At 72.0% G+C, this 6,008-nt stretch carries 7 protein-coding genes and 1 riboswitch; of the genes, 5 read left to right on the forward strand and 2 right to left on the reverse strand.

What is annotated here, in order from left to right:
• Positions 1-76 precede the first annotated feature (76 nt).
• A complete protein-coding gene (locus ACRX5S_RS13195; RefSeq protein WP_436773069.1) occupies positions 77-505 on the reverse strand; it encodes an OsmC family protein in 429 nt (142 codons plus the stop codon).
• A gap of 149 nt (positions 506-654) precedes the next feature.
• Positions 655-769, forward strand: a riboswitch (glycine riboswitch).
• Positions 770-1,198: 429 nt separating this feature from the next.
• Between ACRX5S_RS13195 and gcvT the strand changes: the two genes are divergently transcribed.
• The 5 genes from gcvT (at position 1,199) to ACRX5S_RS13220 (ending at position 4,823) form a co-directional block, all read left to right on the forward strand.
• Positions 1,199-2,332, forward strand: coding sequence for a glycine cleavage system aminomethyltransferase GcvT (gene gcvT, locus ACRX5S_RS13200; protein ID WP_436773070.1), 1,134 nt, complete (start codon positions 1,199-1,201; stop codon positions 2,330-2,332).
• Positions 2,333-2,432: 100 nt separating this feature from the next.
• The gene (gene gcvH / locus ACRX5S_RS13205) at positions 2,433-2,816 is read left to right on the forward strand and encodes a glycine cleavage system protein GcvH (RefSeq protein ID WP_436773071.1); all 384 of its coding nucleotides are present in this window, start codon (positions 2,433-2,435) and stop codon (positions 2,814-2,816) included.
• 25 nt (positions 2,817-2,841) lie between these two features.
• Positions 2,842-4,107, forward strand: a complete 1,266-nt coding sequence (gene glyA / locus ACRX5S_RS13210; RefSeq protein ID WP_436773072.1) for a serine hydroxymethyltransferase — start codon at positions 2,842-2,844, stop codon at positions 4,105-4,107.
• 122 nt (positions 4,108-4,229) lie between these two features.
• A complete protein-coding gene (locus ACRX5S_RS13215; protein ID WP_436773073.1) occupies positions 4,230-4,397 on the forward strand; it encodes a hypothetical protein in 168 nt (55 codons plus the stop codon).
• A gap of 33 nt (positions 4,398-4,430) precedes the next feature.
• Positions 4,431-4,823 carry a type II toxin-antitoxin system death-on-curing family toxin gene (locus ACRX5S_RS13220; protein WP_436773074.1) on the forward strand — a complete coding sequence of 131 codons (393 nt, stop codon included), beginning with the start codon at positions 4,431-4,433 and terminating at the stop codon, positions 4,821-4,823.
• Between the two features lie 64 nt (positions 4,824-4,887).
• On the opposite strand, the gene ACRX5S_RS13225 is transcribed toward ACRX5S_RS13220, so the two are convergent.
• A complete protein-coding gene (locus ACRX5S_RS13225) occupies positions 4,888-5,667 on the reverse strand; it encodes an enoyl-CoA hydratase/isomerase family protein (RefSeq protein ID WP_436773075.1) in 780 nt (259 codons plus the stop codon).
• Positions 5,668-6,008: the final 341 nt, after the last annotated feature.

Consider the following 6,008-nt stretch of genomic DNA (forward strand, 5'->3'; position numbering starts at 1 on the left):
CCCCCCCCCCCCCCAGGCCCGGGCGCCGGTCGCGGCCGCCGTGCGGCACCCGCAACTCGGCGCCTCCACAAGCCGGCTACGGCAGCAGTACGGCCTCAAGCGTGATCGGCGCACCCGCGAGCGCCTTGCTGACCGGGCAGTTCTCCTTGGCGTTCTGCGCGGCCGCCTGGAAGTCCTCCTCCGAGAGGCCCGGCACGCGCGCCTGCACCTTGAGCGCGATCCCGGTGATGCCCTCTCCCGGCTGGAACGTGACGTTCGCCTGGGTGTCGACCGACTCCGGCGGCGTCCCGGCGCCCGCGAGCCCGTGCGACAGCGCCATCGAGTAGCAGGAGGAGTGCGCCGCGGCGATCAGTTCCTCGGGGCTGGTCTTGCCGTTGGCCGCCTCCGCGCGCGAGGGCCACGAGACGTCGTACGTCCCGACACCGGACGAGTCGAGCGACACCGTCCCGGCGCCGCCGATCAGCGCGCCCTTCCAGTGGGTCGTGGCCGTGCGCGTGGTCGCCATGGGCGAACCTCCCTGTACGTGCGGTGGTTGGACGCCGCCCACGCTAGCAACGCACACGTCCCCGGACGCATTGGACAAACCTCCGACACGCCCGGCCCGCGCCGGCGCCCCGTACCGATAGCATGCGCGCACAACTTCACACCGGCCCTCGACCCCACGCGGGAGAGCCCCCTTCGTCCACGCCCCCGCGGCGTCCGGGCGGCGGGGCGCCGAAGGAGCAATTCCTCCCCGGAAACTCTCAGGCCCACGTACCGCGCGGGTGAGGCGACTCTGGAAAGCAGTCCCGTGCCGTTCGGCGGGGCTCACCCACGGTGCAAGCCGCCGTCGTCCGCATCCGCCGCCGCGGGGCGCGACCGCGCGTGAAGCTCTCAGGTCCATGACAGAGGGGGAGGCGACCCACCCGCTGGTGCGGCGTACACGTTGCGCGCCGCACACCGCCGAGGGAGCCCCCGTGGACCATCCGCTCCAACTTGTGCGCCGCCGCGCACCCGACGCCGCCGTTGCGTGTGCGCGCGGGAACCGGCACCGCGCTGCCGCCCACTCGGTGCACGCCGTCCATGCCGTCCACGCCGTCCGCCGGTGTCCCCGCTGTCCGCAGCCGTCCGCTCCGCGCCCGCGCGTACGCACGACTTCGGACGAACCGGTACGAAATCATGGCGCCCGGGACCACCACACCCGCGAGGAGTCCAGCCGATGACGTCCAACCAGGCCGCCCACGAAGACCGTCCGCAGGAGCGGCGCACTCCCCTCGACGCCGTCCACGACGCGCTCGGCGCGACGATGACCGACTTCGCGGGCTGGCGCATGCCGCTGCGCTACGGGAGCGAGACCGCCGAACACCGCGCGGTCCGCGAGGCCGCCGGGCTGTTCGACCTCACCCACATGGGAGAGATCGCGGTGACCGGGCCCGAAGCCGCCCGCGCGCTCGACCACGCGCTGGTCGGCTTCATCTCGAAGATCGGCGTCGACCGCGCCCGCTACACGATGATCTGCGACGCGGAAGGCGGCATCCTCGACGACCTCATCGTGTACCGCACCGGCGAGACCGAGTACCTCGTCGTCGCGAACGCCTCCAATGCGCCCCTCGTGGCGGCCGAACTCCTCGCGCGCGCCGCCGGGTTCGACGCGATCGTGACGGACCGGTCGGAGGAGTACGCGCTGCTCGCCGTCCAGGGCCCGAACGCCGTCGCGATCCTGGCCCCGCTCGCCGGGCTCGACCTCGCTCAGGTCAAGTACTACGCGGCGGACCGCGCGGTGGTGGCCGGCGTCGACGTCCTGGTGGCCCGCACCGGATACACGGGTGAGGACGGCTTCGAACTGTTCTGCGCGCCCGGCGACGCGCAGCGCTTGTGGACGTCGCTGGCCGAGGCCGGCACCGCGCACGGCATGATTCCGGCGGGCCTGTCCTGCCGCGACACGCTGCGCCTGGAGGCGGGCATGCCGCTGTACGGGCACGAGCTGACGACGGCGGTGACCCCGTACGAGGCGAACCTCGGCCGCGTCGTGCGACTCGACAAGCCGGAGGACTTCGTCGGACGCGACGCGCTCGCGGCGCGCGAGAAGGAGGGGCCGCGGGCGACGCTCGTCGGCCTGCGGTCGCCGGGGCGGCGCGTGCCGCGCGCCGGGTACGCCGTACTCGACCCGGCCACGAACGAGCCGATCGGCGAGATCACCTCCGGCGCGCCGTCGCCGACGCTCGGCGCGCCGATCGCGATGGCGTACGTCCCGCCCGGGCACGCGGAGCCGGGCACGCGGCTCGCGGTGGACATCCGCGGGACGGCCGAACCGGTCGACGTCGTGGCACTGCCGTTCTACAAGCGGGGGTAGACGCCTCGGGCGCCGCGCTGCCCGCGGTGCAAAACACCATCAAAGACCGACAAAAACCCCTGCGGATCAGCGACCCTTCCGATGAATGGAGAATGGACCCGTGAGCGCACCCCAGAACCTGCTCTACAGCAAGGACCACGAGTGGCTGACGACGGACCGCATTCCGGCCGTGGTCGGCATCACGAAGCACGCCGCCGACGCCCTCGGTGACGTCGTCTTCGTCCAGCTCCCCGACGTCGGCACGCGGGTCACCGCGGGCGAGCCCTGCGGCGAGCTCGAGTCGACGAAGTCCGTGAGCGACATCTTCGCCCCCGCCGACGGCGAGGTCGTCGAGGTCAACACGGAGGTCGTGGACGACCCGAGCCTGGTCAACTCCGACCCGTACGGCGAGGGCTGGCTCGTCATGGTGCAACTCGACACCCCGGCCGCCGAGGTCGGCGGCCTGATGTCCGAAGCCGAGTACAACGCCTTCACCGGCGCCTGAGCCCCGATCGAGGAGCTGACCCACCGTGACGATCCTGGACCGTCCGCTGGCCGAGGTGGACCCTGAGGTCGCCGCCGCCGTCGCCGACGAGCTGCACCGCCAGCAGTCGACCCTGGAGATGATCGCCTCCGAGAACTTCGCGCCGGTCGCGGTTCTGGAGGCCCAGGGCTCGGTGCTGACCAACAAGTACGCCGAGGGCTACCCGGGCCGCCGCTACTACGGCGGCTGCGAGTACGTCGACGTGGTCGAGAACCTCGCCATCGAGCGCGTCAAGGCGCTGTTCGGCGCGGAGGCTGCGAACGTCCAGCCGCACTCGGGCGCGCAGGCGAACGCCGCCGTCTACTTCGGCCTGCTCCAGACCGGCGACACCGTGCTGGGCCTGGACCTCGCCAACGGCGGCCACCTGACGCACGGCATGAAGCTCAACTTCTCCGGCAAGCAGTACAACGTCGTGTCCTACAAGGTCGACGCGGCCGGGCTGGTCGACATGAACGAGGTCGAGCGGCTGGCCAAGGAGCACCGCCCGAAGATGATCGTCGCGGGCTGGTCGGCGTACCCGCGGCAGCTCGACTTCGCCGCGTTCCGGCGGATCGCGGACGAGGTCGGCGCGTACCTCTGGGTCGACATGGCGCACTTCGCCGGCCTCGTGGCGGCGGGCCTGCACCCGAACCCGGTGCCGCACGCGCACATCGTCACCACGACGACGCACAAGACCCTCGGCGGGCCGCGCGGCGGGGCGATCCTCGCCACCGAGGAGCTGATCAAGAAGATCAACTCGGCGGTCTTCCCGGGTCTCCAGGGCGGCCCCCTCGAACACGTCATCGCGGCGAAGGCGGTGGCCTTCAAGGTCGCGGCCGGCGACGAGTTCAAGGACCGCCAGGCCCGTACGCTCGCCGGCGCGAAGCTCCTCGCGGAACGCCTCCTCGCCCAGGACGCGGCCGACGCCGGCATCAAGGTCCTCTCCGGCGGCACCGACGTGCACCTCGTCCTGGTCGACCTCGTCGACAACCACCTCAACGGCCGCGAGGCCGAGGACCGCCTCCACGAGGTCGGCATCACCGTCAACCGCAACGCGGTCCCCAACGACCCGCTGCCCCCGATGAAGACCTCCGGCCTCCGCATCGGCACCCCGGCCCTCGCCACCCGCGGCTTCACCGACGACGACTTCCGCGAGGTGGCCGACGTCATCGTCGAAGCCCTCAAGCCGGACTTCACCCCCACCAAGCGCGACGCGCTCCGCGCCCGGACCGCCGCCCTCGCGGCGAAGCACCCCCTCTACCCCAACCTCTGAGCCACGCCTCTCGATGGGCCCCTCGCCCCGGCGAGGGGCCCATCGGCCGTTGGTGCGGCGATCGACTCGGGCGGCGGAAAAGTTGTGGGGGTGGCGGAGTCGGGCGCGTTACCGTTCCCACCATGGAACGGGACGGGGAGACGAGGCGGCCGGGGCGGGATGTGTGGTTGCGGGGTGATCGGGTCGCGGAGGAACCCGGCGCCGAGGAGGTCGCGCGGGCGGAGCTCGTGCGTCGGCTTGCGGCCGAGATCTCCGCGCAAGACCGGGAGCTCCTCGACCGGCTCGCCTAGTGCGTCGGTGCCCACCGCCTTTTCGGAGTCACGATGACCACCACCGATTTCCTCTCCGCCGACGAACTGCTGCTTGTGGCCCATGAGGCGTTCGGCGACGTGCCGCAGGTGCGCGACCGCGGACTCGTGGAAGGCGCCAGTGCGCGGCCCGCCACCTCGGTGTTCGGCGCGGACGCGTACCCCGGACTATGGGAGAAGGCCGCTTCGCTGCTCCATTCCGTCGCGCGTGACCACGCACTCGTGGACGGCAACAAGCGGACCGCCTGGGTTGCCGCGCGGGTGTTTCTCGCGCTCAACGGCGTACCCGCGATGCCCGTCGACGTGGATCGGGCGGAGGAGTTCGTCGTGGCCGTGACCACGGGAGCGCTCGCGGACACCGCCGAGATCGGCGTACGGCTCCGGGCACTCTACGGCGACGGGGCGTGAACGCGACCGGCCCTGACCACCGCGCACATGACGGTGGCCAAGGCCGGTTCGCGCCGTGGGGCGGTCAGCGGCCGAGGAACTTGGCCTTGCCGGGGCCGCTTTCGACGAAGCTCTTCATGCCGATGGCGCGGTCCTCGGTGGCGAACAGGCCGGTGAACTGCATGCGTTCGATTTCGAGGCCGGAGTCGAGGTCGGTTTCGAGGCCGCGGTCGATGGCCTCCTTGGCGGCGCGGAGCGCGTACGCGGGGCCGTTGGCGAACTGGGCGGCCCAGGCCAGCGCGGCCTCGTAGACCTCGGCGGGGGCGACGACGCGGTCGACGAGGCCGATGTCCAGCGCCTCCTGGGCGTCCACGAAGCGGCCGGAGTAGATCAGGTCCTTGGCCTTCGCGGGGCCGATCAGGCGCGGGAGGCGCTGCGAGCCGCCGGCGCCCGGGATGATGCCGAGCAGGATCTCCGGCTGGCCGAGCTTCGCGTTGTCGGCGCAGACGCGGAAATCGGCGCAGAGCGCGAGTTCGCAGCCGCCGCCGAGGGCGTACCCGGTGATCGCGGCGATGACGGGCTTGGGGATGCGCGCGACGGCGGTGAAGGCGGACTGGAGGGCGGCGCCGCGGTCGACCATGTCGGTGTACGCCATGGCCTCCATCTCCTTGATGTCCGCTCCGGCAGCGAAGACCTTCTCGCCGCCGTACACCACGACGACGCGCACGTCGGACCGTTCGGACGCCTCCTGGGCGACGGCCCGCAACTCCTCCTGGAGCTGGACGTTCAGCGCGTTCATCGGAGGCCTGGCCAGCCGGATCGTCCCGATTCCGGCGGCCACTTCAAGGTTCACGAACTCGCCCACGTTTACTCCTTCTCTGCGCGGCTCAGCACTGCTCAGCACGGTTGCGGCCAGCGTTTGTTGCCTGCCCGCAGCCGACAATACGGCCACGCGCGCGGAAGGGTGCGAAGGGGGACACCAGGAGGGGAGGGGACGGGCGGAGCAGACGGGGGTTCGCAACGGGCAGGACGGAAGGCGCAGGTGAGGAGGGGGACGGGCGAAGCAGACGGGGGTTCGCAACGGGCGGGTCGGAAGGCGCAGGTTCATAACGCGCGGGTCGGCAAGGTGTGGGTCCGGGACGCGCGGGTTGGGAACGCGCGGGTGAAGTGCCGCGGAACGGCGTGGGGGGGGGGGGGGGGGGGGGG

Source organism: Yinghuangia sp. YIM S09857, assembly GCF_051388915.1.
Taxonomy (GTDB): Bacteria; Actinomycetota; Actinomycetes; order Streptomycetales; family Streptomycetaceae; genus Yinghuangia.

What these genes read in the sequence shown, in the direction of transcription:
- ACRX5S_RS13195 (WP_436773069.1), bottom strand. Translation starts at nt 505, where the DNA reads ATGGCGACCACGCGCACGGCCACGACCCACTGGAAGGGCGCGCTGATC.
- gcvT (WP_436773070.1), top strand. Translation starts at nt 1,199, where the DNA reads ATGACGTCCAACCAGGCCGCCCACGAAGACCGTCCGCAGGAGCGGCGC.
- ACRX5S_RS13215 (WP_436773073.1), top strand. Translation starts at nt 4,230, where the DNA reads ATGGAACGGGACGGGGAGACGAGGCGGCCGGGGCGGGATGTGTGGTTG.
- ACRX5S_RS13220 (WP_436773074.1), top strand. Translation starts at nt 4,431, where the DNA reads ATGACCACCACCGATTTCCTCTCCGCCGACGAACTGCTGCTTGTGGCC.